The following is a 25,392-nucleotide window of genomic DNA, read 5'->3' as shown; positions in this document are numbered from 1 at the left end:
ATCAGGCCATGAACATGCCACCATTGACATGCAATTCTTGTCCAGTGACATATCCCGCCTGCGGTCCGGCCAGGTAGGCGACCGCGTGGGCAATGTCTTCGGGTTGGCCCAGATGCCCCAGAGGAATCTGGCCCAACAAGGCTTTGTGTTGCTCTTCGGGCAGACTGGCGGTCATGTCGGTGGCGATGAACCCGGGGGCCACGCAGTTGACCGTGATGTTTCGGCTGCCCAGTTCGCGAGCGAGTGCACGGGTCATGCCCGCCACGCCCGCCTTGGCGGCGGCGTAATTGGCCTGCCCGGGGTTACCCGACGCACCCACCACGCTGGTGATGCTGATGATGCGGCCGTAGCGCTGCTTCATCATGGGGCGGATCACGGCGCGGCTCATGCGAAACACCGCCTTGAGGTTGGTGTCCAGCACCGCGTCCCAATCGTCATCCTTCATGCGCATGGCCAGCGTGTCGCGGGTGATGCCCGCGTTGTTGACCAGCACCTGCAGGCCACCATGTTCTTTGACAATGGCGTCGATCAGGGCTTCGCCTGCAGCCACATCGTTGACGTTCAGGTTGGCACCCCGGCAGCCGGGGTAAGCCGACAGCGCTTGGCTAATTTTGGCTGCACCATCGTCGCTGGTGGCGGTGCCAATGACCACGTAACCGGCCTGGGCCAAATGCCAAGCAATGGCAGCGCCAATGCCGCGTGAGGCGCCTGTGACCAGGGCCACTTGTTGTGGGGTGTCGCTCATGCCAGCAATCCTTTCACTTCGGCCAGGGTAGCGGGGTCGTACAACGCCACGCCGTTCATTTCGGGGTCAATCCGTTTGGTCATACCGGCCAGCACCTTGCCAGGGCCGCACTCGACCACGGTCGTCACGCCGCGGGCCTTGATGGCCTGCACACACTCGACCCAGCGTACTGGGCCGAAGGCCTGACGGTAGAGCGCGTCGCGGATGCGATCGGCATCGGTTTCGATGGCCACATCGATGTTGTTGAGCACCGGAATTTGCGGTGCGCCCAAGGTCAGGGTGGCCAACTTCTCGCGCAGTTTTTCAGCCGCAGGCTTCATCAGGCTTGAGTGGAACGGGGCCGACACGGGCAAGAGCAGCGCACGCTTGGCGCCCATGCCCTTGAGCACTTCGCAAGCCTTGTCCACCGCCGCTTTGCTGCCCGCGATCACGGTCTGCGCGGCATCGTTGAAGTTCACCGCCTCCACCACTTCGACGCTGCCAGCAGGGAATGTGGCTTGCGCCTCTTGGCAACCCGCCATGACTTTGTCCGAAGGCAAACCCAAAATGGCCGCCATGGCCCCGATGCCCACAGGCACAGCTTCCTGCATGGCGGCGGCCCGCAAGCGCACCAGCGGCGCGGCTTGCGCCAAGCTCAACACACCCGAAGCCACCAAAGCGCTGTATTCGCCCAATGAGTGACCGGCCACGACCGACGGCTTGGCGCCGCCTTCAGCCAACCAGGCGCGGTAGGCGGCCACGGCAGACACCAGCATCACGGGCTGGGTGTTGGTGGTCATGGCCAGCGCTTCCTTGGGGCCTTCGTGGATCAGTTGGGCCACGTTTTCGCCCAAGGCATCAGAGGCTTCTTGGAGGGTTTCAAGCACCACCGGGTGGTCGCCCCAGGCATCCAGCATGCCCACCGATTGGGAGCCCTGGCCGGGAAAAACAAAAGCAAATGTGGTCATGTGCAAATTCTGTATCTGGGAAGAATCCGGGAGAGCTTGCTGAGCTTGGCTGACCCGGGCCTGTCAAATCAAGAGCCGGTCAATAACGCAAAAGTACGGAGCCCCATGTGAAGCCGCCGCCCACGCCTTCGAGCATGAGGGTCTGACCACGCTGAATGCGCCCATCGCGCACAGCCGTGTCCAGCGCCAGAGGGATCGAAGCGGCCGATGTGTTGCCATGCTGGTCCACCGTCACCACCACCTTGTCAGCGCCCAGCTTGAGCTTTCTGGCGGTGCTTTGCATGATGCGGATGTTGGCCTGATGCGGGATCAACCAGTCGATGTCGGCATCGGTCAAATTGGCCTTGGCCAGGCTGGCGCGAGCGGTCTCTTCAAGAACGCCCACCGCCAGTTTGAAGACGGCCTGGCCATCCATCTTGAGCACGGGATCCCCCAGAATGCCGCCGCGGTTGACGTGGCCAGGTACGCACAAAATGTCCTTGTACTTGCCATCGGCATGCAAGTCTGTGGCCAAGATGCCGGGCTGATCCGAAGCTTCGAGCACCACCGCACCTGCGCCGTCGCCAAACAACACACAGGTCGTGCGGTCCTTGAAGTCGAGGATGCGGCTGAAAATCTCAGAGCCAATCACCAGCGCGCGCTTGGCCGAGCCAGACTGGATCATCGCGTCGGCAATGGTCATGGCATAGATGAAACCGCTGCACACGGCCTGGACGTCAAATGCCGGACAACCCGATGCGCCCAGTTTGTGCTGGACCATGGTCGCCACCGACGGAAACACCATATCGGGGGTGGATGTGGCCACAATGATCAAGTCAATGTCTGCCGCAGCCAGGCCCGACGCAGACAGCGCTTGGCGGGCGGCCTCGGTGGCCAGATCGCTGCAACCTTGGTTATCGGCAGCGAAGTGTCGGGCACGGATGCCTGTGCGCTCCACGATCCAGTCGTCCGAGGTTTCAACCCCTTGCTGCGCCAATTCGGCAGCGAGCTCGGCGTTGCTCAGGCGTCTGGCAGGCAGATAGCTGCCGGTGCCCAAAATGCGTGAATAAATTTTCATACAGACGTGACCGCGGGCTCAGATCGCTCAGCCTGAGCCCCCATCAACAAAGGAGCGGCGTGGGCAATGCGGTCCCGAACGCGGTCCAGCAATTGGTTTCGGGCTGCATCATAAGCCCGGATCAAGGCATTCTCAAAAGCCAACTCGTCGGCCGAGCCGTGGCTTTTGAAGACAAGGCCACGCAAGCCCAACAGGGCCGCGCCGTTGTAACGACGGTGATCTACGCGATTTTTAAACGCAGTTAACACCGGATAAGCCAATAAGGCGGCGGTTTTCGTGAAGATATTGCGAGAAAACTCAGCCTTCAAAAAACCACCCACCATGGTGGCCAGGCCTTCACTGGCCTTCAGCGCCACATTACCGACAAAGCCATCGCACACCACAATGTCCACGGTGCCTTTGAAAATATCATTGCCTTCGACGTTGCCGTGAAAATTCAAATCACCGGAATTCGCAGCAGATCGCAGCAATTCACCTGTTTTTTTGATGATTTCATTGCCTTTGATGGCCTCTTCACCGATGTTGAGCAAGCCCACCGAAGGATGATCCTTGTTCTGCAGGACCGAGACCAAGGCCGAACCCATGACCGCAAATTGCAGCAAATGCTCGGGCGTGCAATCGACATTGGCCCCCAAATCGAGCATGGTGGTGCCGCCGCCCTTGAAATTGGGCATCTGTCCTGCGATGGCCGGCCGGTCAATGCCGTCCATGGTTTTGAGCACATACCGGGCAATCGCCATCAATGCACCCGTGTTGCCCGCCGACACAGCCGCGGCGGCCTTGCCATCGCGCACCTGCTCGATGGCCACGCGCATGGAAGAGTCTTTTTTCTTGCGCAAAGCCACTTCCAGCGGGTCGTCCATTTCGACCACTTCAGTGGCTGCCACCACTTCAGCCCGAGGGTCGGCAAATGCCGCCAGCGCTTCGGCACGCCCGACCAGCAACAAGCGCGCGTCGGGGTGACTGGCCAGAAAATGGCGACAAGCCGCCAGCGTGACGCGAGGGCCGTGGTCACCCCCCATGCAATCGACTGCCAGGGTGATCGGGATGGGCGAGGTCATGGAATCCTAGAGCTCAAAACCGTTGATATATCCAAAGCCATAAAAACAAAAGCCCGAGGCTACTGGCAAAGTAGCGCCGGGCCTCTTGAGGCTTGGGGCTGACGCCGATCAGGCTTCGGATTTGTTTTTCAACACCTGACGGCCACGGTAAAAGCCGTTGGGGCTGATGTGGTGACGCAGGTGGGTTTCGCCTGTGGTGGGCTCGACAGCGATGCCGGGCACATTCAAAGCATTGTGCGAGCGGTGCATACCGCGCTTGGAGGGCGACTTTTTGTTTTGCTGAACAGCCATGATGGCTCCTTGGAAGCTTGGAGGCCGCGCAAATGAAGACGCAGCGTCTGGTTAATGAGAATGTCACCCAGCTGAGCTGAGCGAAGCCGTTGATTATAGCCTAAGACAAACCATGCGGGAAAGGACCAACTCTCTTTCAGCCGGGCTTGCCGGTTTTCAGGCCCGCCAAAACCCCGAACGGGTTCGGCCGCTCTGCCGCCTCTTCAAATGCCGGGTCCACGGCAGACATGGGCACGGCCTGTGGGCACACTTCGTGCAAAGGCACCAGGGGCAATGACAAAATCAATTCATCCTCCACCAGCGCCAAAGCGTCGAAGTCTCGGCTGATGACCAGAATGTCCTCTTCGGTCTCATCGTCCAGTGCCGCGGCGGTGGCCTCGTCGGCCACAAACCGAAACGAGCGCTCGGCCTCTACCGTGTCCAGCACTGGCGTCAAACAGCGCTGGCACTGCATGGGCAACCGCACCGAGGCACGCAGATCCAACCAAATTTGGTCTGCACCGCCGGATGGCGTCAGCGTTCGACCGGTCAATTGCCAAAGCACGGCACCGGCTGCCAGGGTGTCGCCGTGCTGTTCCTCGGCCAAACGGGGCCAATCGGCCAATGCGCCCTCGCCTTGCAGATGACCGGCGTCGCGGGCGAAAGCCAGCACATCCAGATGTTGGGGGTCTGATTTTTTTTCCATGGCTGCAGTGTAAGAGAATCACCCATCTGAATTGACTGGGAATTGCACTTTGACACCGACAGCAGATGCCTCGACCGCCCCACCACGCTCCGTCGTATTGGGCTCCACCTCGCGCTACCGCCGGGAATTGATGGAACGCCTGCGTGTGCCCTTCACGGTCGCGGCACCCCATGTGGACGAAACGCCTTGGCCTGGCGAAGCGCCAAAAGCTTTGGCCCTGCGACTGGCTTTGGCCAAGGCCAAGGCTGTGGCCACCCTGCACCCCGAAGCGGTCGTGATTGGTTCAGACCAAGTGGCCGATTTGGCGGGCCAACCGCTGGGCAAACCCGGCGAGCATGGACGCGCCGTGACCCAACTGCGCCAAATGCGTGGCCAAACGGTGATTTTTCAGACCGCCTTGGCCGTGGTTTGCCTGGCCACGGGCTTTGAACAGGTGGATTTGGCCCAGGTGCGCGTGGTTTTTCGCGATTTGAGCGACGAAGACATCGAGGCCTATTTGCTAGCCGAAAAGCCCTATGACTGTGCCGGCAGCGCCAAAAGCGAAGGTTTGGGCATCGCCCTGCTCGAATCGATCGACAACGACGACCCGACCGCCCTGATTGGGCTGCCGCTGATCCGCACCGCACGTTTGCTGCGCCAGGCTGGAGTGAAATTGCTGTGAACGCCTCCCAACCCCGCAAAGGTCGCTTGTTTTTGGTCCCTACACCCCTGGACTTTGGCTGCACCGAACAAGCCCCCATCACCGATGTGCTGCCGACCAGCACCCTGGCCACGGCTGCCCGCATCCAGCATTGGGTCTGCGAAAACGCCAAAAGCACCCGCGCCTTTTTGAAGCGCGTGGGTGAAACCCACCCCTTGATCGCCCCCTTGGCCGAACAAACCATCACCGAACTGCCGCGGCATGTGCACAAAAAAGGCGACCACCAATCGGGTTTTGATGGCAAACCTATGCTGGCTGCAGCGCTCCAAGGGCAGGATGTGGGCCTGATCAGTGAAGCCGGCATGCCTGCCGTCGCCGACCCCGGCAGCTCGGTGGTTCGGGCCGCGCACGATCAGGGCATCGCCGTGGTCCCACTGGTTGGTCCTGTATCGTTGTTGCTGGCTTTGGCCGCCAGCGGCCTCAACGGCCAAAACTTCGCCTTTGTGGGTTACCTACCGCAAGAAGCCAGCGAACGCGCTGCCCGACTGAAGCAACTGGAATCTCTGGCCCTCAAAACCGGCCAGACCCAGTTGTGGATCGAAACCCCTTACCGCAACGCCGCCATGTTGAGCAGCCTGCTGCAAAGCCTGAGCCCCAACACGCGCCTGGCCATCGCCAGCGGTTTGACGCTGGCCTCGGCCAGCATCCAGAGCCACGCCGTGTCGCAATGGAAAAAGGGCAGACAAGGCCCTGATGGTCACACGCCCGCGGTTTACGCCATCGGGCCTTGAGGTTTCATGGGCCTTGCGTCTTAGCGCAGACCTGTGCTGGTGCGCAAGGCGCGGACAGTACCTTCGCCCACCGCCGCGCCAAAGCGTTTGACCAAGCGCTCGGCCACGTTTTCACGCTGCGTGTAATCGATCACATCCGGGGCTTTGACCACCTCGCGGGCCACGCCATCCAAACTGCCCAAGCTGTCGGCCAACCCCAAGTCCACCGCCTGCTGGCCACTCCAAAACAGGCCGCTGAACATCTCAGGGGTTTCTTTCAGGCGATCGCCACGGCCTTTTTTCACCACCTCAATGAACTGCGTGTGAATTTGGTCCAGCATGGCCTGGGCATGCTTGCGCTGAGGCTCAGTTTGCGGGCTGAACGGGTCCAGAAAACCCTTGTTGGTCCCGGCCGTCATCAAGCGACGCTCCACGCCCAGCTTGTTCATCAGCTCAGTGAACCCGAAGCCGTCCATCAGCACGCCGATGCTGCCCACAATGCTGGCCTTGTCGACATAAATACGGTCGGCTGCGGCCGCAATGTAATAGGCGGCCGATGCGCAAGACTCTTCCACCACGGCATATATGGGTTTGTTGTGCAAGGCCCGCAAACGCACGATCTCGTCGTTGATGAGGCCCGCCTGCACCGGGCTGCCGCCGGGCGAATTGATCAGCAAGACCAAAGCCTTTGAACCCGAGTCTTCCAAAGCCAAACGCATGGACGACATGACGTTTTCAGCGCTGGCTTCGGTCTCTGAACCAATTTCACCCACGATGGACACCATGGCCGTGTGCGGCAAGCTGGGGTTGCTGGCGGTTGAATTCAAACTGAACGCCTGCCAAAACACCACGGCCAACAAGACCAGCCAAGCCACGCGCAAGCCCACTTTCCAGCGACGGGCTGTTTTTTGTTCATCCAAATTGGCAAAAGCCAATCGCTCCAAGGTCTGACGCTCCCAACCCGCTTCGGCGGTCGGGGCTGTTTTGGCGGGTTCTTGAGAGGCCGGTGCGGACGCGAGGTCCTGGGGGTCTTGCATGTTCAAAATTCAAGCGGTTTTAAGTTGTAGGCAGTATGCCAGTGAACCACGCCGTCACGTTCTGAAAGGTCAATTTTGACCAGGCCACCGCGGCAGGGGCCACCCGAGCAGGCACCGGTATCCGGCTGGTAAGTGGCGCCGTGCGTGGCGCACATCAACCATCGACCCGTGTCGTCATAAAACCGGTCGGGCTGGTAATCCATCTCCATGGCCACGTGGGTGCAGCGGTTCAGGTAAGCGTGCACCTGGCCTTGGTAACGGATGGCAAATGCCCGGCAAGTCTGACCGGCGTACACGATGTCAAATGGCACAGCCCGCCCACCATTGACCAGATCGGCGCTGTTGCACAAAGGGACCTTGGGCTCCATGAAGCATCCTTCTTTCAAGCGTGTTGCAGCAACCAATCGTGCAAATCTCGCACACTGTGCGCCACATGGCGCGGCTGGAGCACATGAAAGGCATCGGGCTCGTGGGCCCCATAACTGACGCCCACGCTGGCGCACCCGGCATTCAGGGCCATTTGCAGGTCATGCGTGGTGTCGCCGATCATCAAGGTGCGCTCGGGCTCTGCGCCAAATTCGCGCATCAACTCGTGCAGCATCAAGGGGTTGGGTTTGCCCGCCGTCTCATCGGCCGTGCGTGAACCATCGAACCGGTGTCGCAGCTCCACAGCCTGCAAGGCCTCGTTCAAGCCCTGGCGGCTTTTGCCGGTTGCCACGGTGAGCCAATGGTGACGGGCTTTCAAAGCGTCCAGCAAATCCAACACGCCCTCAAACAGGCTGATGTCGTTTTGGTGCTGGATGTAATGGTGGCGGTAGCGCTCCCCCAAGGCCGGGTACTTGTCTGTGGGCACATCGGGTGCAGCATGGGCCAATGCGGGCATCAGCGCCATGCCAATCACATAGGAGGCGGCCTCACGGCTCGGCTCGCGCCCCCCCACATCCACCACCGCCCGCTGAATACAGCGGGTGATGATGGCCGTCGAGTCAAACAGCGTGCCATCCCAATCGAAGGCGATCAGGTCAAACTGGCGGGGTCTTGAGTTGGGCATGGTCTACATACGCTTTCAATTCGGGAGGTAAATCGGCTTGGAGCGCCACGCGCTCGGCGGTCACCGGATGGTTGAACTGCAAGCGCCAAGCGTGCAAAAACATGCGTTTGAGGCCAGGACTGGCGCCGAACTTTTGCAACTGCCGATTCCAGTCGAAGTCACCGTATTTGTCATCGCCCGCGATCGGGTGCCCTTGCGCAGACAAATGCACCCGAATTTGGTGCGTGCGTCCGGTCTTGATGGTCACCTCCAACAAGGTGGCTCCGGGCAAACGCTGCGCCACTTTGACCAAGGTGATCGAACGCATGCCGTCCGGGTCTTCGGGCGTGGTCACTTTGACGCGGCGCTCGCCTTCCACACCGTCCTTGCCCGGCAACAAAAATTTGTGCAACGGTTGGTCAATCACTTTCAGTTTGGCGGGCCAGTCGCCTTTGACCAGCGCCAAGTAGGTCTTGCCGGTCTCACGCTCGCGGAACTGGTCTTGCAGATGCTTCAGGGCACTGCGTTTTTTGGCCACCAACAAGATGCCACTGGTGTCGCGGTCCAGACGGTGCACCAATTCCAGCAGCTTGGCCTGCGGACGCGCCTGGCGCAGTTGCTCGATCACACCAAAGCTCACCCCTGAGCCGCCATGCACGGCCACCCCTGCGGGTTTGTCGATCGCCATCAAGCTGTCATCCTCCAGCAACAGCGGAAACTCACGACTTGGCGCGGGATGTGCTGCCTTTTCGGCTACTTTTTCTGAAATGCGCACCGGGGGCAAGCGCACCTCGTCGCCGATCTCCACACGGGTTTCGGCCGATGCACGCCCCTTGTTGACGCGCACCTCACCGCTGCGGATGATCCGATACACATGGGTTTTGGGGACCCCTTTGAGGTGCCGCAGCAAAAAATTGTCCAAACGCTGACCGGCGGACTCTTCGTCCACCAACAACCATTTGACGGCGGGCGCCGCGGCAGCAGACTTGGCCCCTATAATGTGATTCACTGGCAATTGGCTGTAAGTGGTTGATTCAAATGGAAATGAATTCCTGACAGCAGGAGTTTAGTCCACCACCACCGCGCCAAACCAGATGGTCGATGCCACCCTCGGCACGATTTTGCAGACTGAAGGCCAGTGCCGACAGTGGCAAAACGCCCCGGAGGTTGGGCCGACGCCCAGAAACCCAGATACGGAATACCCCAAGTTCAGCAGCCACTCAATGGCTGTTGGACGGATCAAAGCGAGATGGTTGTGTTGTTCGGAACTTTGCTGATGTACTTGGAGTGGCTCACGAAGCCATGCTCCAGAGTCATGCCTTGTGCCCGGCAGTTTGTCTTGGACACCGGGGGAAACCCCCGGCAGTGGACGAATCTTTGCATGCCTTTTGCCTCGCCCCATCCACGCGCCACGATCCCCATTCCTGTGCTCACGCGCAGCTGAGTGGTCGATCACCTTCGGCAATTCCCTTCGTTTCAGGCGTCAGCTCCGGCAACGTGGGCTTTGCGGTTCTCATGAACCCAAAGCCGGTTGTGTAAACGGGTTCCAGCCCGCAGACCTGTTTCTGCGCTGGGCCAAGCTGATTCATAAAGGAACGCATCATGAAACGGATGCTGATCAACGCCACGCAAGCTGAAGAGCGCCGCTTGGCCATCGTCGATGGACAAAAACTCCTCGACTACGAAATCGAAATCGAAGGCCGCGAGCAACGCAAGGGCAACATCTACCAAGCGGTGGTGACCCGTGTCGAGCCCTCTCTCGAAGCCTGTTTTGTGGACTACGGCGAAGACCGCCACGGCTTTTTGCCGTTCAAGGAAATTTCGCGCCAATACTTTGCTGAAGGTGTGTCCGTCAGCCAAGCCCGCATCCAAGACGTCATCAAAGAAGGCCAGTCCTTGTTGGTGCAGGTCGAAAAAGAAGAGCGCGGAAACAAGGGCGCTGCCCTCACCACATTTGTCAGCCTGGCTGGCCGCTACGTGGTGCTCATGCCCAACAACCCACGCGGGGGTGGCGTCAGCCGCCGCATCGAGGGGGATGACCGGGCCGAGCTCAAAGAGGCCATGGACCAGTTGGAATACCCCAAGGGCATGTCCATCATTGCCCGCACCGCAGGCATCGGCCGCTCCGCGCCCGAACTGCAGTGGGACCTGAACTACCTGCTCAAACTCTGGACCGCCATCGATGGCGCCTCCAAAGGCGGCAAAGGCGCCTTCCTGATTTACCAAGAATCGTCGCTGGTCATCCGCGCGATTCGTGACTATTTCAACAACGACATCGGCGACATCCTGATCGACACCGACGACATCTACGACCAGGCTCAGCAGTTCATGAGCCACGTGATGCCCGAGTTCGCTGCCCGCGTGAAGCGCTATCGCGACGACGCCCCCCTGTTCAGCCGCTTCCAGATCGAACACCAGATCGAATCGGCCTATGCCCGCACGGTCCAACTGCCCTCGGGTGGCGCCATCGTGATCGACCACACCGAAGCCTTGGTGTCGGTGGACGTGAACTCGGCCCGCGCCATCAAAGGCGGCGACATCGAGGAAACCGCGACCCGCACCAACCTTGAAGCCGCCGACGAAGTGGCGCGCCAGATGCGCTTGCGCGACCTGGGCGGCCTGATCGTGATCGACTTCATCGACATGGAAGAGGCCAAGAACCGCCGCGAAGTGGAAAACCGCTTGCGCGACGCGCTGCGCCAAGACCGCGCCCGCGTGCAGTTCGGCACCATCAGCAAATTTGGCCTGATGGAAATGAGCCGCCAGCGCTTGAAACCTGCCCTGTCCGAAGGTGCGTCCATCCCCTGCCCACGCTGCGGCGGTGCGGGCCACATCCGCGACACCGAGAGCTCGGCGCTGCAGATCCTGCGCATCATCCAGGAAGAGTCCATGAAGGACAACAGCGCCGCTGTGCACGCCCAAGTGCCGGTCGAGGTCGCGTCTTTCCTGCTCAATGAAAAGCGTTCTGAAATCGCCAAGATCGAGCTGCAGCAACGCATCAACGTGCTGCTGGTGCCCAACAAGTCGCTGGAAACCCCGCACTACAAGCTCGAGCGCTTGAAGCATGACGACCCACGCCTGGACCGCATTGAAGCCAGCTACAAAATGGCCGAAGAGATCGAAGACGCGACCACCGTGACGCGCCGTTCGCAAGAGCCGACCAACAAGCAAACGCCCGTCATCAAAGGCGTTCTGCCCGATGCCCCCGCACCGATTGCACCGGTCAAGCCCGAAGCGCCCGTGGCTGCCGCCAAGCCTGGCCGCAAGGCCCCGGCAGCGCCTGTGGCCACTGCGGCAGCGCCAGCCGCCAGCGGCGGCTTTTTTGGCTGGCTCAAGAACCTGTTCGGTGGCGGTACTGCCGAAACAGCCCCCACAACCGTGGGCAAGATGGACGAGAAAGCCCGCCAAGGACGCAACGGCGAGCGCCGCAGTGAGACCCGCGAAGGCGGTCGCGATGGCGAACGACGTGATGGCCGCCGTGGCGGACGCCGTGGCGAGCGCAGCGAAGCGGCGACAGGCGAAATCCGGGCACCCCGTGAAGGTGGTCGTCGTGGTGAAGGCCGCGGCGAAGGACGTGCTGAAGGCCGCAACGAATTGCGCGAAGGCGAAGCTCGCCCCGCACGCCCAGAGCGTGCAGAGCGCCCTGCGGGCGAGCGTCCTCCTCGTGAAGGCCGCCGCGAGGGTCGTGGCGAGAACCGCAACGAAGGCCGCAGCGATGCACCGCCAGAGTTGAGCGCCGATGGCACCGAAGTGCGCAACGAGCGTGCACCTCGCGGCGAAGGCCGACGTGAACGCGGTGAACGCGGTGGTGATGGCCGCCGTGAGCGTGGCGAGCGTGGTGGTCAACGCCCCTCAGAGGCGATGACTGGCGAAGCCAACGTCCATGAAGCAGACACGATCTCCGCACAAGGGCAAGAAGCCAACGCGATCCAAGAGGGTGCGCCCCCTGAAAACAACAGCGAACGGCGCGAACGCCGCTCACGCGACCGCTACGGCCGTGACCGCCGCGAACGTGCAGGTGAACCCCGGCAAGACAGCGCAGACGAAGAAGCGCAAGGCAGCCTGAACACCGACACAGCCACTGCGCCAGCCGCAGAGGCCACGGGTGAAGACCGCCCTGCCCCACGTTCCTACTTTGAACGTGCACAGCAAGCCGCAGCCGCACCCGTTGCTGCTGCCGTTGAACCCACGGCCACCAGCCATGAAGCGCCTCAAGCCCCTGTGGTGGATGTCCCGGTTGTTGCTGCACCCGTCGAAGCCCCCGCAGCCACACCTGTGGCTGTGACACCACCTGCGCCAGCGGTTGCAGCGTCCACCACCGCAACACGCCCAGGCCTGCCTTCTGTGGCGAACTACAACCTGGAAATCGACAGCCTGCACCAAGTGGCCCAAAGCTCGGGGCTGGTTTGGGTGAACTCCGATGCCGCCAAAGTGGCAGCCGTTCAGGCCGCCATTGCAGCCGAACCCCAGCCAGTTCGCGTGCCCCGCGAGCGCCCGCCGGCGATGGTGCTGGATGAAGGTCCGTTGGTTCTGGTGGAAACACGCAAAGACCTGAAAGACATGAACCTGCCTTTCTGATCGACAAGCCCTATGGCTTGTCAGAAAACCGGGCGACTCGCCCGGTTTTTTTTCGCCTGCCCCAAGGCAGGGTCGGACCTCCATGGCTTGGCACGCGGCGCATCCAAATTTGGACTGCGGCGCCAGTACGGGTATGAACCGGGGGTTCGCGCTTGCGTCGTCAGTGAATCCCCGCTCACGCTTGGACTGAGCACAAACACCCCTTCAGATCAAACCAGACCCGTCCAAGAATGGTCTCTCAGGACTGCGTGACCCGTGCGGCCTGTTTCCAAGCGGCCGTGGCGACTGCGGGATCCTGCCGCTGCTCAGCCAATTCGGCCAAAGCGCACCAAGCTTTGCGCTGGAGTGCAGGCGCTTGCAAGCCCTTGACGGCTTGCGACAACAGACCTTGCGCCTTGCCCCACAACTGATGCCGCAAGCACAGCATGCCAGCGAGATACTGCCAACGCGCGTCCTGGGGATGGGCTTGCTGAGCGGCCTCAACCCGGGCCAACCATTGGCGCGCATCGCTGGTTTGCACGTCTGCCAAAGCGGCCTCCAGGGCCTGCACCATCCGCACCAACTGGTCGGTTGTCCAGTGGGATGAAAGCGACTGCAAAGGCCCCCACACAGGTTGTAACCACTGCCGCGCCGTGGCGGCTGATCCGCCAACCACCAGCAGGCGCAGCGCCGCCTCCGCGGCCAGATCGGGCATCTCACGCTGGGCTGCGCTCAAGCCCGTCCACAGACGCTGAACGCCATCCGCATCGTGCGTATGCGACAACCACTCCAGAATCAAGCTGCGGACCAGACTGTTGGCGGTGGCTGGCGAAAAGGCGCGGTGTTTGCCCAGCAAAAGTGCCGTGTCCAGCGCCTGCGCAGGCTGTCCCGCCAAGCGGGCTGCCTTGAGTTGCAACCGCATGGCCACCATGCGTCGGGCTGTTGCAGGCGGCAATGACTGCAAAATTTCCAGACTCCCGGCCGCATCGCGGTCATCCAGCGACCAACGTGCAGAACGCAACTGGGTGCCTTCGGTCAAAGTCTGACGCTCTGAAGATGTTCCGCCCTGCGCCGCTTCAAGGGCAGACTGCCCATGGTGCCGCCGCAGATCGCGGTCTTGCAAGGCATGTGCCGACTCGGCCACCATGATGTGCGCCAAGGTGCGCAAAGACACCGCATGGTCCAACTCCAGTCCCGCATCACGCAGCAGCGCTTCTTTTTCGAGCGCCATTTGCGCGGCCTTGCGGGCCCTCAAAAAACGACCCGCCATGAATTGACCGATGGACTCGAGCATCGCGGCATGGGCGGCCCGTTCTTTTTGCTGCAAACGCCAACGTCTGGCTTGCTGCGGCAAGGACAACAAGGCCGACAAGGCCTGCTGAGCCAAGACCACCACCAACACCACCAGGCCCACAACCAGCAAGACCAGGTTGAGCGACAAGTCAATCCGGTAGGGCGCCAAGAACAAGGTCACGGTGCCCTGGTTGTTGCCTGCCAGCCATGCAGCCGCCGCCGCCAAAGCGAACAAGCTGATGAGCCAAAGAGCTGCGCGCATAGGGGCTTACCTTCCAGCGGCAGCGGTGGCCAGGGCCGTCAAGGACCCGTCCAGGCGTGGCGTTTCACTGGCCTTGAGCTGCACAGCAGATTGATCCAGCAACTGAAGCATCTGGGTGGTCTTGCGAGACGATGCATCGGCATAACGTCGCACGATCACAGCCGCTGAAGCCAGATCGGCACGCGCTGCATCTTTTTGCCGCGCCAGCAAACCCAGACGGGCGTTGAGCAATTTGAGTTTGAGGTTTTCGCGCAGGAAAAAACCCTGCTCTGGGGTCAACAGAGCCGCCTCGGGTGATTCAATGCGGCTCACACGCACCAAGCCCTTGAGCTGATCCGCAAACTGGTTCAGGCCTGCCATCCACCAAGGCGGGGCAGGGGTCTGCCCTGGCGCCAAAGAACGGTTCATGGCGGCCGCTGGCAACTCCTGGTTGGCCAGGGCCAAACCGTCGACCAAAGCCACGCCTTCGTCCAGCTTGATCAACAAACCCGGCAAATCAAAAATTTGTACCGTGCTCAGGCGCTCCAGGTCTTTTTCAAGCGCTCGCAGCACAGGTGCCAGGCGAGGTTGTGCGGCCCGCTGAACACGTGTCTGGGCCGATTTGAGCGCAGCCACCAAAGGCTCAGCACTGCCCGTGAGTTGGGCCTGCTGCTGCGCCATGCGCAGCGCCGCTTCAATGTCCACCACCAGGTTTTCATCGCGCGACCGCGACAGGCTTTGCATCAATTCTTCCAGCTGCCCCCGCTGTAAGGCCACCTCACCCAGACGGGCCTCCACCAAGGCCAAGCGGGCTGCACTGTCTTTGACCGTTTCTTGCGCTTGCTTGGCCCAGGCTTTGGCCTCCAGGGATTGTTGCCCCGCGTCGGCGCTTTGACGCGCCAGTTGCTCTTGGATGCGTGACAGTTTTTGCCACAGCAAAACAGACGCCAGCATCGCCAGAGCGGCCAGTGCGATGGGCAACCAACGGACCCATGCGAGCTGTACCGACCTGAGTTTGGCGGAAGTGGCGTGGGTATCGGGAGTGGAAGTCATGCCAGTGATTTTATAGACTCGGCTTGGGCAGCCAAGCCCGCAGGCACCAGATCCACCCGCCCCCAGCCCGACTGCTGCAGCCGCAACGCAATGCGCGGGTGCGTGGCCAGCGCCCATGCCTGTGCCAAAGGCAGATCGGGGCAGGCCTGCAAGAGGTGTTGCGCCGCCTCGGAACTGCTGAACAGCCAAGCGCTGCCATCAACCACGGCCTGCCGTACCAGAATTTGCTGCGCGGGCGTCAACGCGGGCGCCTGGCGCACATAGGCCACAGCTTGCAACACCTTCAGGCCCGCACTTTCCAGCTGAAGTGACAGCCAGTCGCGCCCGGCCAACTGACCCCGGGGATCGGCACCGCGCACGATCAGCACCGAAGGCTGGGATGGGCCACCGGCCACGGCCGCCTGCACCCGCTGTGCGACCAAGGCCCACAGGGCTTCCGAATCGAACTGGGGCGCGTGCTCATCGGGTGAATCGATCAGGCCCTCAGGCCAGCCCGCCGCCAACAAGGCAGCACGGGTGCCAGGGCCAGTCGACCAAGCACGGCAGCTGGGCATTGGCAGGCCCGCAGGGCGGGCTGCCATGAAAAAACGCACCGCGTTGGCGCTGACAAACATGACCGCCAAATGGCCGGGCACCGCTTGCCAGTCTTGCGCCAAAGCCTCGGGCTCGGGCAAGGCAGCGATTTCGATCAGGGGCAAGGTCTCGCAAGGGACACCGCGCGCCTGCAAGGCCTCGGCCCAGACCACGGCCTCGCGCCCGGGTCGGGTCACGATCACCCGCCAAGGGGCTGGGGCCAAAGAACTTGCAGACGCCAGCGCCATGTCAGCGCCAGACCTCAATGCGCTCCGCCGTCGCGCAAAGCTTGCGCCACGCTCAGGCCCAGCACCTCGGCGGCTTGCAGGCCATCGGTGCTGGCTTGCGCATCGGCCGTGACCAAGGTGGCAGCGCCGTCCGGGTCGCCCCAAGCCGCTTGCAGCTTGAGCACCCCCCCCTCGATGGTCGCGTGCGCGGCCAAAGGCATGGAGCAGCTGCCGCCCATGGCCCGGCTCACCGCCCGCTCGGCCGCCACGCGCCGCCAAGAAGGCGCATCGGCCAGCTGCGCCAGCAAGGCGCGCAAATCGGCCCGGTCGCTGCGAATTTCAATGCCCAAAGCGCCCTGCCCTGCGGCGGGCAGCATTTGATCGGTTTCGAAAATATGGCGAATCCGCTCGGACAGACCCAGACGCTTGAGGCCCGCCGCCGCCAGCACAATGCCCGCATACTGGCCTTCATCGAGTTTGCGCAGGCGCGTGTCCAGGTTGCCACGCAGAGGCTCGATCTTCAAATCGGGGCGCAGAGCCCGCAACAACACGGTGCGGCGCAGGCTGGATGTGCCCACCACAGCGCCTTGCGGCAAATCTTCCAAGCGGGCGTACTGTGACGAAACCCAAGCGTCGCGGGGGTCTTCACGCTCCATCACGCAGGCCAACTCAAAGCCATCGGGCATGTCCATGGGCACGTCCTTGAGCGAGTGCACCGCGATGTCGGCGTGGCCCTCTTGCAGCGCCACCTCCAGCTCCTTGACGAACAAGCCCTTGCCGCCAACCTTGGACAGGCTGCGGTCGAGGATCTGGTCGCCCTGGGTTGTCATGCCCAGCAACTTGACCGAGCAGCCGAGTCCCTCCAACAAGGATTTGACATGTTCAGCTTGCCACAAAGCCAAACGGCTCTCACGGGTGGCGATGACGATGGCGGGTTGGTTGGACTCGGTCACGGCGGGGTTCCTGAAAAAAATTTTGATCCCATCAAAATGAAATCAATGGGTCATTTGTCTCCTCAGGCGATGCTAGCATGATGTCAAGGGAAATTGACACCCTGCAATACCCCAATCCATATCCCCGAGCACACGATGAAACAGGCTGCCCCAGTCACCGCCTTGCCCGACCCCGCCCCAATGCGCAGCACAACGCGCGAAAAACGCGACAGTGAGCGCCCCCTGGTCGAGGACATCCGCTTGCTGGGCCGCATATTGGGCGATGTGATCCGGGTGCAAGAAGGCCCCGAGGCTTACGAGCTGGTCGAACAAATCCGCAAACTCTCTGTCGCTTTCCGGCGCGACGCGGATCACGAAGCCGACAAGGCCCTGAAAAAACTGCTCAAAAGCCTGCCGGGTGACCGCGCCGTGAGCGTGATCCGCGCCTTCACTTATTTCAGCCACTTGGCCAACCTGGCCGAAGACCGGCACCACATCCGCCGCCGCGCCCTCCACGAGCGGGCTGGCCACACCCAAGAAGGCAGCATCGACGTGGCCCTGCAGCGCCTGCGCTGGGCGGGCATCACACCGCGCACCATCTCGGACATGCTGGCCACCAGCTACGTTGCGCCCGTGCTCACAGCCCACCCCACCGAGGTTCAACGCCAAAGCATTCTGGACGCCGAGCGCGACATCGCTCACTTGCTGACCGAGCGCGATGCCATCAAGGCCCGCGCCGCCGCCGTGAACGCCGCCAAAGACGCGCTCAGCCCCAAAGAGCTGGCCGCCAACGAGCTGCACATGCGCGCCCGGGTGATGCAGCTGTGGCAAACCCGACTGCTCCGCTTGACCAAACTCACCGTGGCCGACGAGATCGAAAACGCGCTGAGTTATTACGAAGCCACGTTTTTGCGCGAAATCCCCAAGCTCTATGCCGAGCTCGAACAGGCCCTGCCCGGCCAACCGATTGCCAGCTTCTTGCGCATGGGCCAATGGATTGGCGGCGACCGAGACGGCAACCCCAACGTGACGGCCCCCACGCTGGAACACGCCCTGACCCGCCAATGCGATGTGGCCCTGCGCCATTACCTGACCGAGGTGCATTTTTTGGGCAGCGAGTTGTCGCTGTCGGCCATGCTGGTGCCCTTCGGCCCCGAGATGCTGGCCCTGGCCGAGCGCTCACCCGACGCCAACGAACACCGCCAGGACGAGCCTTACCGCCGGGCCCTCACCGGCATGTACGCCCGCCTGGCCGCCACCCTGAAAAAACTCACAGGCGGTGACGCCGCCCGCCACGCCGTGGCCCCGCAAAACCCCTACGCCAGCGCCGAGGCGTTTTTGTCCGATCTGCGGGTGATCGAAGCGTCTTTGTGCAGCCACCATGCCGAGGCCCTGGCCGCCCAACGCCTGCACCCGCTGATCCGCGCGGTGGAGGTGTTTGGCTTTCACCTGGCCACGGTGGACCTGCGCCAAAGCTCGGACCAACACGAAACCGTGGTGAGCGAATTGCTGACCACCGCACGCTTGGAGAAAAACTACCGCCAACTTGACGAGCACGCCAAGCAAGCCCTGCTGCTGAACCTTTTGAACGATGCCCGCCCGCTGCGGGTGCCCGGCGCCGAATACAGCGCCCACACCGTGTCCGAAATGGCGATTTTCGAGACCGCTCAACGCATGCTCTCGAGCTTTGGTCGGCAGGCCATTCGCCACTACATCATCAGCCACACCGAAAGCGTGAGCGACTTGCTGGAAGTGCTGCTGCTGCAAAAAGAAGCAGGTCTGCTGCGTGGCACACTGGACGCGAAAGCGCACAACGACCTGATCGTGGTGCCCCTGTTCGAAACCATCGAAGACCTGCGCAACGCCGCGCCCATCATGCGCGACTTGTATGCCCTGCCCGGCGTGGCTGCGCTGATCCAGCGCTCGGGTGGCGAGCAAGACATCATGCTGGGCTACTCCGACAGCAACAAAGACGGCGGCATCTTCACCAGCAACTGGGAGCTGTACCGCGCCGAAATCGCCTTGGTGGAATTGTTTGACCAGCTCAAAAGCAGCCACGGCATCACCTTGCGCATGTTCCATGGACGAGGCGGCACCGTGGGCCGGGGCGGCGGCCCGAGCTACCAGGCCATCTTGGCCCAACCCCCGGGCACCGTGCGCGGACAGATCCGCCTGACCGAGCAAGGCGAGGTGATTGGCTCCAAATACGCCAACCCCGAGATCGGTCGCCGCAACCTCGAAACCTTGGTGGCCGCCACGCTGGAAGCCACGCTGCTGCAGCCCACCAAACCCGCTACCCGGGCCTTTCTGGACGCAGCGGCCGAGTTGTCAGAGGCCAGTATGGGCGCTTACCGCGCGCTGGTCTACGATACCCCTGGCTTCACAGACTATTTGTTTGGGGCCACCCCGCTCAAGGAGCTGACCCAACTGAACATCGGCTCGCGCCCCGCCTCGCGCAAGGCGCTGGACAAGATCGAAGACCTTCGGGCCATTCCCTGGGGCTTCAGTTGGGGACAGTGCCGCCTGACTTTGCCAGGCTGGCTCGGCTTTGGTTCGGCCGTGGCCGCTTTCCTGGACAAGCCCGATGCCACCGAACGCAAAGCTGCACTGGCCTTGCTGCAAAAGATGTACCGCCAGTGGCCATTCTTCCGCACCCTGCTGTCCAACATGGACATGGTGCTGGCCAAGAGCGACTTGGCCCTGGCCTCCAGATACGCCGAACTGGTGGGCGATGCCCGCCTGCGCAAAAAAATCTTCACCGCCATCGAAGCCGAATGGCACCGCACGGCCGACGCGCTCACGCACATCACGGGTGAAAAGAACCGCCTGGCCAGCAACCCGGCGCTTGACCGGTCGATCCGCCACCGCTTCCCCTACATCGACCCACTGCACCACCTGCAAGTCGAGCTGATCCGTCGATACCGCGCTGGCCTGGCCGACGAGCGCGTGCAGCGCGGCATCCACATCTCGATCAACGGGATCGCAGCGGGGCTGCGGAATACGGGTTGAGCCCTGATTTCGGGCGGCGGCTTGCCGCCCGATAAAATCCCCCACCTATGACAAACCAACTCGACAAAAAATCCCAAGCCTGGTCGGCGCTCTTTTCTGAACCCATGAGCGAGTTGGTCAAGCGCTACACCGCCAGTGTGTTCTTTGACAAACGCCTGTGGCAAGCCGACATCCAGGGCTCGCTGGCCCACGCCGAGATGCTGGCGGCGCAAAAAATCATTGGCGCACAAGACCTGGCCGACATCCAGCGCGGCATGGCGCAAATCACCCAAGAGATCGCGTCCGGCGCCTTTGAGTGGAAGCTCGACCTGGAAGACGTGCACCTGAACATCGAAGCGCGCCTGACCCAGCTGGTGGGCGACGCGGGCAAGCGCCTGCACACCGGCCGAAGCCGCAACGACCAAGTGGCCACCGATGTGCGCCTGTGGCTGCGCAGCGAGATGGACCTGATCATCGACCTGCTGGTCGACCTGCAAAAGTCACTGGTCGATGTGGCCGAGCAAAACGTCGAAATCATCCTGCCCGGCTTCACCCACCTGCAAGTGGCCCAACCGGTGAGCTTTGCGCACCACTTGCTGGCCTATGTGGAAATGTTCAGTCGGGACGCCGAGCGCATGGGCGATGTGCGCCGCCGCACCAACCGCCTGCCGCTGGGCAGCGCTGCATTGGCCGGCACCACCTACCCGCTGGACCGCGAACGCGTGGCCCTCACCTTGGGCATGGTCGATGAAGCGGGCCACCCGCAGGTCTGCCAAAACAGCCTGGACGGCGTGAGCGACCGCGACTTTGCCATCGAATTCACCGCTGCGGCCAGCCTGTGCATGGTGCACATCAGCCGCTTCTCGGAAGAGTTGATTTTGTGGATGAGCCAGAACTTCGGCTTTGTGCGCATTGCAGACCGCTTCACCACCGGCTCGAGCATCATGCCGCAGAAGAAAAACCCCGACGTGCCCGAGCTGGCTCGCGGCAAAACCGGCCGTGTGGTCGGCCACCTGATGGGCCTGATCACCCTGATGAAGGGCCAGCCCCTGGCCTACAACAAGGACAACCAGGAAGACAAAGAGCCGCTGTTCGACACGGTGGACACGCTCAAAGACACCCTGCGCATCTTCAGCGAAATGGTGGGCGGCCAAGTCAACCCCGCCACCGGTCAAAAAGAAGGCGGCATCACCGTCAACGCGGCGGCCATGGAAGCGGCCGTGAAAAAAGGCTACGCCACGGCCACCGACTTGGCCGACTATTTGGTCAAAAAGGGCCTGCCCTTCCGCGACGCGCACGAAGTCGTGGCCCACGCCGTCAAAACCGCCCAAGGCCTGGGTGTGGATTTGTCTGAGCTGCCACTGGAGACCCTGCAAAAGTTCGACAGCCGCATCGAAGCCGATGTGTTCGGCCCGCTCAGCCTGCAAGGCTCGCTGAACGCCCGCAACACTTTGGGCGGCACAGCACCCGCGCAAGTGCGTTTGCAGATCGCACGTCACCGCGCGCGCTGGGCCTGAACGGCCAGCTGCTGCACTCAACGTGCATCAAGCGCCTGCCGAGCCCGGGGGCGGCACATCGCGCCCCAGCATGCGCTGCCCCAACCATCGCAGACCCTCGCTCACGTTCATGCGGCGGCTGCGTTGCTCGGCCACAGGGTGGGCCTGGCCCGGTGACAAGGGCGCACCGATGTCGAAAGAAAACACATAGTCCGGCTCTTGCCCCATGCGCAGATCGGTCACGACCAGGTTCTCGCCTTGGCGCTCCATCTTGAAAAACCCGTCCGTAAACCGCGCCAAGCGCTGCAGCTGCGGGTGGGCGGCGTGTTGCGCAGCCAGCGCCCCACCTCGCTCGTGGGCCACAAAGCCCATGGGCCGGCCGCCATCCATGAGCGCGTAAAAGCCTTCGTGAAAGCGCTCACCATCGAGCGCCACCACACGCCACACCAGCGTGCTCAAAGGCGCGGGGGTGACCATCAAGTGCTGGCTGGGCAGGCCTTGTGATTGCAAGGACTGGCGAGCGTGTTGCGTGACCCAAGCCTGACCCAAGGCGCTCCAGGCCAGATAAGCGGTGCTGAAAGCCAGTGCCCAGCCGTTGATCGTCAAGGCCCGACCCACTGTTTTGACGCGCAGCGCCGCCACCACACCCGCCAGCAAGGGCAGCGAATACACCGGGTCGACGATGAACATGCTGCCGAGGCCATAGGCTTCGTCGGTGAAGGGCTGGAACACCTGGGTGCCATAAATCGTCATCAAGTCCAGCAAGGGGTGCGTGACCAGCGCCAGCATGAGCGCCCACCACCAACGGCCATACAGCTGAGGCTGACGGTGCAGACGACTCACCCCCCAGGCCATCGGGAACGCCAAGAGCGTGAGCAAAAGCAAGGCATGGGATTCTGCTCGGTGCCGGATCATGTTCAGGATCGGGTCGCCGTGGTCGAGCAGCACATCCAGATCGGGCAGCAGGCCGGCCACGCCGCCCCACAAGACGGACTTCCACAGCGCGGTGCGCCGCCCCATCACGGCCACACCGACCGAGGCGCCCAAAAGTACTTGTGTGACGGAATCCATGGTGAGTTTTGAGTCGATTGACTTGACGAAGGTCAACACCATAACGGCTTTTGCATGCCCCCAAAGGCATTGGGCCGTTGGCCCATGGCCAAAACGATCTACACCTGCGCCAGATGGCCAAGTCTTTGACCTGCATCAGACACGCGGGTGCTGCCCACTTTTAAAAGGAAAGGTTCACAGTACAAGGAGACAGGCCATGAGACAAGCGCGCCCGACCCACAGCATGCCGACGCTGGACGCGGTTCCCAGCACCTTGCTGGTGCCCCTGGTGGCCAGGGCGCGTGGGGCCTCGATTTTTCCGTGGCTGGACCCGCACGATGCACGGGCGCAGCAAGTGCTGCAAAACAGCCACCCGGCGGTGGATCCTTTGCTGCAAGACCGTGCCTCGGTGCTCAACGTGTTGTGGCGCACCCGCTTGATCAAGCAAATTGGCGATGCGTTCTTCCGGCAACACCCGCAGTCTGTGGGCATCAACCTGGGCGCAGGTTTGTCCGATTATTTCCAGTGGCTGAACAACGGACACAACCACTGGCTCGATGTCGATCTGGAGCCCGTGGTGACCCTGCGGCATGCGCTGCTGAGCCCGAACTCGGACACGGCGCACAACGGCCACATCGACCTGAGCCAACCGGGCTGGTGGCAGCGCTTACCCCGACATGTGCGCGAGGCGAACGCGCCACTGCTGCTGGTCTGCGAAGGGGTGCTGATGTACCTCTCACCCACCCAGGTCAAGGCCGTGCTGCAAGAGATTGGCGACAACGCGCACGAAAGCTCGCAGCTGGTGTGTGACTTCATGACGCCCTTGGGCATTGGCCAGGCCCGCTTGGCCCCCAGCGTGTCGGGCACAGGGGCCCAGTTTTTATGGGGTGCCCACAACGGTCTGGAATTGGCTCGGCAGCACCCTCGCCTGGAGTTGCTGGCGCAGCACACGGTGGCCGAAGCCTATGGCCCCGCGGGCTGCTTGGCCGAGATGTGCCTGAGCCCTTGGACAGGCGGGCCGCTGTACGGCCTGGCCCACTTGCAAATCACCGAGCCCTGAAACCAGGCCATCGTCCTGAATCGCCCCCCGTGCGGCAGGTCGCAGGCTTGGCGTGATAATTGGGCCTTATTTTTTGCCACCTTGTTCAGCCCAACGCCATGACCACCACCGCCACAATGGCCACCGCGCCCACCCTGATGCCTTGGACCGACGCGCTCCACACGGGGGACACCCGCATGGACGAAACACACCAAGAATTTGTGGACATGATCAACCAGATTCTGGCCACCCCAGAAGACCAGCAGCTCCCGGTCTACAAGGCGTTTTTGGACCACACGGTCGAGCACTTCGCGCAAGAAGAGCGCTGGATGCTGGCCACAGGGTTTTCAGCCGACAACTGCCACGCGGAACACCACGCCACGATATTGGAGACCATGCGCGTGGTCGAAGCCCACTACCTGGACAGCGACACCACCATCATCACCCGCATGGCCGAAGCGCTGGCAGAGTGGTTTCCCGGCCACGCCAACAGCATGGACGCAGGCTTGGCTGCCCACCTGAAATCGGTGGGTTTTGACAGCGTGACCGAAACCCTGGCCGACCCTTTGGCCATCAAGAATGTGACCATGTCCGGTTGCGGCAGCGTCAGCTGCAGCTAAGCCCTGTTCATTGGCCCCTCCAACCTGGGGGGCCTTGGGTGTGTCCGCTGGGGCTTCACTCGAGTTTGATATTGGCCGCCTTGATGACCTGGGCCCACTTCTCAATTTCGGCTTTCTGAAAAGCCTGCACCTGCTCTGGCGTCAGGGTCGAGGGCTGCATGCCCAGGCCCTTGATGCGCTCTTGCATCTCGGGCGTCTGGATGATTTTCAAAATCTCGGCATGCAATTTGTCCACGATGGGCTTGGGTGTGCCTGCGGGCGCAAACAGGGCTTGCCAGGACACCACTTCAAAACCAGCGGTGCCCGGCCAGCCCGATTCAGCCACGGTGGGCACATCGGTCAAGGCGTCGGTCAAGCGCTTGGACGAGGTGACCGCCAGCGCGCGCAATTTGCCACTTTGGATGTGGGCACCGGCCACCACCGTGGTGTCGAACATGAAATCCACCTGTCCGCTCATCACGTCTTGAATGGCGGGTGCGCTGCCCTTGTAGGGCACATGGGTGAATTTGACGCCCGCCTTGAAGGCCAGCAACTCTTGCGCCAAGTGCTGCGATGTGCCGTTGCCTGCCGACGCGCCCGACAACTTGCCGGGGTTGGCTTTCGCCGCGGTCAGCAGGTCTTTGAGCGTTTTGTGGGGGCTGTTGGCCGCCACCACCAGCACCACCGGGTTGGTGCCGTACAGGTAAACCGGCGTGAACGATTTGACCGGGTCATAGCCCAACTTGGGGTACAGGCTCACGTTGATGGCGTGCGAGCTGATGGTGCCGCCCAGCAGGTTGTAGCCATCGGCTGGCGCTCGGGCCGCGATCTCAGAGCCCACGCTGCCCCCCGCGCCACCTTTGTTTTCAATCACCAAGGTGGCGCCCAGTGCGGCACCCAACTTTTGCGAGATCACGCGGGCCAGGATATCGGTGGTGCCGCCTGGTGGGAAAGCCACCAGGTAATTGATCGGTTTGGCAGGCCAAGGGGCTGCCTGGCTGAAGGCTGTCGGGGCCAGCACAGCAGCGGCACTGGCCACGGCTGATTGAATGAAAAGTCGGCGCTGTGTCATGGAATGTCT

Annotated in this window: 23 protein-coding genes; 7 read left to right on the top strand and 16 right to left on the bottom strand. The window is 62.1% G+C overall.

Annotation, left to right across the window (positions count from 1 at the left end; translation table 11 throughout):
* Window position 1: 1 nt before the first annotated feature.
* From fabG to LHAB_RS08300, 6 genes are all read right to left on the bottom strand, one after another.
* Window positions 2–745, bottom strand: a complete 744-nt coding sequence (gene fabG, locus LHAB_RS08325; RefSeq protein ID WP_090045326.1) for a 3-oxoacyl-ACP reductase FabG — start codon at window positions 743–745, stop codon at window positions 2–4.
* Window positions 742–1,692 carry an ACP S-malonyltransferase gene (gene fabD / locus LHAB_RS08320; protein ID WP_090045324.1) on the bottom strand — a complete coding sequence of 317 codons (951 nt, stop codon included), beginning with the start codon at window positions 1,690–1,692 and terminating at the stop codon, window positions 742–744. Before fabD ends, fabG begins: the two co-directional genes overlap by 4 nt.
* Window positions 1,693–1,771: 79 nt before the next feature.
* Window positions 1,772–2,749, bottom strand: coding sequence for a beta-ketoacyl-ACP synthase III (locus tag LHAB_RS08315; protein ID WP_090045322.1), 978 nt, complete (start codon window positions 2,747–2,749; stop codon window positions 1,772–1,774).
* Entirely contained in the window at window positions 2,746–3,810 is a 1,065-nt protein-coding gene (gene plsX, locus LHAB_RS08310; RefSeq protein ID WP_090045321.1) for a phosphate acyltransferase PlsX, read from the bottom strand. Before plsX ends, LHAB_RS08315 begins: the two co-directional genes overlap by 4 nt.
* A 108-nt stretch (window positions 3,811–3,918) precedes the next feature.
* Window positions 3,919–4,101 carry a 50S ribosomal protein L32 gene (gene rpmF / locus LHAB_RS08305; RefSeq protein ID WP_005794249.1) on the bottom strand — a complete coding sequence of 61 codons (183 nt, stop codon included), beginning with the start codon at window positions 4,099–4,101 and terminating at the stop codon, window positions 3,919–3,921.
* A 136-nt stretch (window positions 4,102–4,237) separates the two neighbouring features.
* Window positions 4,238–4,786, bottom strand: coding sequence for a YceD family protein (locus LHAB_RS08300; protein ID WP_090045319.1), 549 nt, complete (start codon window positions 4,784–4,786; stop codon window positions 4,238–4,240).
* A gap of 49 nt (window positions 4,787–4,835) precedes the next feature.
* Here LHAB_RS08300 and LHAB_RS08295 point away from each other — a divergent pair, with 49 nt between their 5' ends.
* The gene (locus LHAB_RS08295; protein WP_255349691.1) at window positions 4,836–5,447 is read left to right on the top strand and encodes a Maf family nucleotide pyrophosphatase; all 612 of its coding nucleotides are present in this window, start codon (window positions 4,836–4,838) and stop codon (window positions 5,445–5,447) included.
* Window positions 5,444–6,217: an SAM-dependent methyltransferase gene (locus LHAB_RS08290; RefSeq protein ID WP_090045318.1), complete on the top strand. Its 774-nt coding sequence runs from the start codon at window positions 5,444–5,446 to the stop codon at window positions 6,215–6,217. Before LHAB_RS08295 ends, LHAB_RS08290 begins: the two co-directional genes overlap by 4 nt.
* A 20-nt stretch (window positions 6,218–6,237) precedes the next feature.
* Here LHAB_RS08290 and LHAB_RS08285 read toward each other — a convergent pair whose 3' ends face one another.
* The 4 genes from LHAB_RS08285 to LHAB_RS08270 are packed head-to-tail and all read right to left on the bottom strand — an operon-like array spanning window position 6,238 to window position 9,272.
* Window positions 6,238–7,233 (bottom strand): S49 family peptidase, encoded by a 996-nt coding sequence (locus LHAB_RS08285; protein ID WP_090045316.1) that lies wholly within the window; start codon window positions 7,231–7,233, stop codon window positions 6,238–6,240.
* Between the two features lie 2 nt (window positions 7,234–7,235).
* Complete coding sequence (locus LHAB_RS08280; protein ID WP_090045315.1) at window positions 7,236–7,601, bottom strand: Rieske (2Fe-2S) protein; 366 nt, start codon at window positions 7,599–7,601, stop codon at window positions 7,236–7,238.
* A gap of 14 nt (window positions 7,602–7,615) precedes the next feature.
* Window positions 7,616–8,284 carry an HAD family hydrolase gene (locus LHAB_RS08275; protein WP_090045313.1) on the bottom strand — a complete coding sequence of 223 codons (669 nt, stop codon included), beginning with the start codon at window positions 8,282–8,284 and terminating at the stop codon, window positions 7,616–7,618.
* Window positions 8,256–9,272: an RluA family pseudouridine synthase gene (locus tag LHAB_RS08270; protein WP_194943132.1), complete on the bottom strand. Its 1,017-nt coding sequence runs from the start codon at window positions 9,270–9,272 to the stop codon at window positions 8,256–8,258. Before LHAB_RS08270 ends, LHAB_RS08275 begins: the two co-directional genes overlap by 29 nt.
* 593 nt (window positions 9,273–9,865) lie before the next feature.
* Here LHAB_RS08270 and LHAB_RS08265 point away from each other — a divergent pair.
* A complete protein-coding gene (locus LHAB_RS08265) occupies window positions 9,866–12,841 on the top strand; it encodes an Rne/Rng family ribonuclease (RefSeq protein ID WP_090045312.1) in 2,976 nt (991 codons plus the stop codon).
* A 238-nt stretch (window positions 12,842–13,079) separates the two neighbouring features.
* Here the strand turns inward: LHAB_RS08265 and LHAB_RS08260 are convergent, their stop codons facing one another.
* The 4 genes from LHAB_RS08260 to hemC are packed head-to-tail and all read right to left on the bottom strand — an operon-like array spanning window position 13,080 to window position 17,160.
* Window positions 13,080–14,375 carry a heme biosynthesis protein HemY gene (locus LHAB_RS08260; protein ID WP_090045310.1) on the bottom strand — a complete coding sequence of 432 codons (1,296 nt, stop codon included), beginning with the start codon at window positions 14,373–14,375 and terminating at the stop codon, window positions 13,080–13,082.
* A gap of 6 nt (window positions 14,376–14,381) precedes the next feature.
* Window positions 14,382–15,407 carry a uroporphyrinogen-III C-methyltransferase gene (locus LHAB_RS08255; protein ID WP_194943131.1) on the bottom strand — a complete coding sequence of 342 codons (1,026 nt, stop codon included), beginning with the start codon at window positions 15,405–15,407 and terminating at the stop codon, window positions 14,382–14,384.
* Window positions 15,404–16,228 carry a uroporphyrinogen-III synthase gene (locus tag LHAB_RS08250; RefSeq protein ID WP_090045308.1) on the bottom strand — a complete coding sequence of 275 codons (825 nt, stop codon included), beginning with the start codon at window positions 16,226–16,228 and terminating at the stop codon, window positions 15,404–15,406. Before LHAB_RS08250 ends, LHAB_RS08255 begins: the two co-directional genes overlap by 4 nt.
* 14 nt (window positions 16,229–16,242) lie before the next feature.
* Window positions 16,243–17,160, bottom strand: a complete 918-nt coding sequence (gene hemC, locus LHAB_RS08245) for a hydroxymethylbilane synthase (protein WP_090045307.1) — start codon at window positions 17,158–17,160, stop codon at window positions 16,243–16,245.
* Between the two features lie 180 nt (window positions 17,161–17,340).
* On the opposite strand from hemC, the gene ppc reads away from it, so the two are divergent.
* Window positions 17,341–20,148, top strand: a complete 2,808-nt coding sequence (ppc, locus tag LHAB_RS08240; protein WP_090047812.1) for a phosphoenolpyruvate carboxylase — start codon at window positions 17,341–17,343, stop codon at window positions 20,146–20,148.
* Window positions 20,149–20,195: 47 nt separating this feature from the next.
* Window positions 20,196–21,644: an argininosuccinate lyase gene (argH, locus tag LHAB_RS08235; protein WP_090045305.1), complete on the top strand. Its 1,449-nt coding sequence runs from the start codon at window positions 20,196–20,198 to the stop codon at window positions 21,642–21,644.
* A 27-nt stretch (window positions 21,645–21,671) separates the two neighbouring features.
* Here the strand turns inward: argH and LHAB_RS08230 are convergent, their stop codons facing one another.
* The gene (locus LHAB_RS08230; protein ID WP_090047810.1) at window positions 21,672–22,694 is read right to left on the bottom strand and encodes a metal-dependent hydrolase; all 1,023 of its coding nucleotides are present in this window, start codon (window positions 22,692–22,694) and stop codon (window positions 21,672–21,674) included.
* 196 nt (window positions 22,695–22,890) lie between these two features.
* Here LHAB_RS08230 and LHAB_RS08225 point away from each other — a divergent pair, with 196 nt between their 5' ends.
* Together LHAB_RS08225 and LHAB_RS08220 are read left to right on the top strand one after the other, a co-directional pair.
* Entirely contained in the window at window positions 22,891–23,733 is an 843-nt protein-coding gene (locus tag LHAB_RS08225) for a class I SAM-dependent methyltransferase (RefSeq protein ID WP_090045304.1), read from the top strand.
* A 98-nt stretch (window positions 23,734–23,831) separates the two neighbouring features.
* Complete coding sequence (locus LHAB_RS08220) at window positions 23,832–24,332, top strand: bacteriohemerythrin (RefSeq protein ID WP_090045302.1); 501 nt, start codon at window positions 23,832–23,834, stop codon at window positions 24,330–24,332.
* Between the two features lie 55 nt (window positions 24,333–24,387).
* On the opposite strand, the gene LHAB_RS08215 is transcribed toward LHAB_RS08220, so the two are convergent.
* Entirely contained in the window at window positions 24,388–25,383 is a 996-nt protein-coding gene (locus LHAB_RS08215) for a Bug family tripartite tricarboxylate transporter substrate binding protein (RefSeq protein ID WP_090045301.1), read from the bottom strand.
* Between the last annotated feature and the right edge of the window lie 9 nt (window positions 25,384–25,392).

This window comes from Limnohabitans sp. 2KL-27 (assembly GCF_001269345.1).
In the GTDB taxonomy this organism is placed as follows: Bacteria; Pseudomonadota; Gammaproteobacteria; order Burkholderiales; family Burkholderiaceae_C; genus Limnohabitans_A.
Note: the sequence above shows the minus strand (reverse complement) of the source record. Positions and strands in the feature narration are given on the sequence as shown.

Excerpts from the sequence above, each read along its gene's own strand:
- LHAB_RS08250 (WP_090045308.1), bottom strand. The coding sequence starts at position 16,228 with ATGGCGCTGGCGTCTGCAAGTTCTTTGGCCCCAGCCCCTTGGCGGGTG.
- ppc (WP_090047812.1), top strand. The coding sequence starts at position 17,341 with ATGCGCAGCACAACGCGCGAAAAACGCGACAGTGAGCGCCCCCTGGTC.
- LHAB_RS08315 (WP_090045322.1), bottom strand. The coding sequence starts at position 2,749 with ATGAAAATTTATTCACGCATTTTGGGCACCGGCAGCTATCTGCCTGCC.
- LHAB_RS08255 (WP_194943131.1), bottom strand. The coding sequence starts at position 15,407 with ATGACTTCCACTCCCGATACCCACGCCACTTCCGCCAAACTCAGGTCG.
- LHAB_RS08285 (WP_090045316.1), bottom strand. The coding sequence starts at position 7,233 with ATGCAAGACCCCCAGGACCTCGCGTCCGCACCGGCCTCTCAAGAACCC.
- plsX (WP_090045321.1), bottom strand. The coding sequence starts at position 3,810 with ATGACCTCGCCCATCCCGATCACCCTGGCAGTCGATTGCATGGGGGGT.
- rpmF (WP_005794249.1), bottom strand. The coding sequence starts at position 4,101 with ATGGCTGTTCAGCAAAACAAAAAGTCGCCCTCCAAGCGCGGTATGCAC.
- LHAB_RS08275 (WP_090045313.1), bottom strand. The coding sequence starts at position 8,284 with ATGCCCAACTCAAGACCCCGCCAGTTTGACCTGATCGCCTTCGATTGG.
- LHAB_RS08215 (WP_090045301.1), bottom strand. The coding sequence starts at position 25,383 with ATGACACAGCGCCGACTTTTCATTCAATCAGCCGTGGCCAGTGCCGCT.
- LHAB_RS08280 (WP_090045315.1), bottom strand. The coding sequence starts at position 7,601 with ATGGAGCCCAAGGTCCCTTTGTGCAACAGCGCCGATCTGGTCAATGGT.
- LHAB_RS08225 (WP_090045304.1), top strand. The coding sequence starts at position 22,891 with ATGAGACAAGCGCGCCCGACCCACAGCATGCCGACGCTGGACGCGGTT.
- LHAB_RS08300 (WP_090045319.1), bottom strand. The coding sequence starts at position 4,786 with ATGGAAAAAAAATCAGACCCCCAACATCTGGATGTGCTGGCTTTCGCC.
- fabG (WP_090045326.1), bottom strand. The coding sequence starts at position 745 with ATGAGCGACACCCCACAACAAGTGGCCCTGGTCACAGGCGCCTCACGC.
- LHAB_RS08260 (WP_090045310.1), bottom strand. The coding sequence starts at position 14,375 with ATGCGCGCAGCTCTTTGGCTCATCAGCTTGTTCGCTTTGGCGGCGGCG.
- argH (WP_090045305.1), top strand. The coding sequence starts at position 20,196 with ATGACAAACCAACTCGACAAAAAATCCCAAGCCTGGTCGGCGCTCTTT.
- LHAB_RS08230 (WP_090047810.1), bottom strand. The coding sequence starts at position 22,694 with ATGGATTCCGTCACACAAGTACTTTTGGGCGCCTCGGTCGGTGTGGCC.
- LHAB_RS08265 (WP_090045312.1), top strand. The coding sequence starts at position 9,866 with ATGAAACGGATGCTGATCAACGCCACGCAAGCTGAAGAGCGCCGCTTG.
- LHAB_RS08220 (WP_090045302.1), top strand. The coding sequence starts at position 23,832 with ATGACCACCACCGCCACAATGGCCACCGCGCCCACCCTGATGCCTTGG.
- fabD (WP_090045324.1), bottom strand. The coding sequence starts at position 1,692 with ATGACCACATTTGCTTTTGTTTTTCCCGGCCAGGGCTCCCAATCGGTG.